General features: G+C 70.5%; 1 protein-coding gene and 1 pseudogene. One reads left to right on the top strand and one right to left on the bottom strand.

What is annotated here, in order from left to right:
* Nucleotides 1–108: hypothetical protein (locus tag FNJ47_RS55240; protein WP_430649502.1), on the bottom strand; the 108-nt coding region annotated here is incomplete at its 3' end.
* 9 nt (nucleotides 109–117) lie between these two features.
* Here FNJ47_RS55240 and FNJ47_RS55235 point away from each other — a divergent pair.
* Nucleotides 118–244: pseudogene (locus tag FNJ47_RS55235) on the top strand (alanine dehydrogenase); the annotation flags it as partial.

The raw sequence follows: 244 nt of genomic DNA, 5'->3' as shown, positions 1-244 counted from the left end.
GACCTCATCGACCAGATCGGGCGGAGCCTGGTGCGTGGTCGCCTTCGAGGTCTCGAAGCAGCCGCCCTGGTCGATCGCGACGTCGACCAGCACCGCGCGGCGCTTCATGCCTGCGAGCTGCGCGCGCTGGTCGAGGATCCGCATCTGCGCGCCGGCCTCAACGTCCATCGCGGCCGCATCACCAACCGCGCCGTCGCCGAGAGCCAGCATCTGTCGGCCGTGATGCCGGAGGAAGCGCTGGCGT

This window comes from Bradyrhizobium uaiense (genome assembly GCF_010811875.1).
GTDB lineage: Bacteria > Pseudomonadota > Alphaproteobacteria > Rhizobiales > Xanthobacteraceae > Bradyrhizobium > Bradyrhizobium uaiense.
Note: the sequence above shows the minus strand (reverse complement) of the source record. Positions and strands in the feature narration are given on the sequence as shown.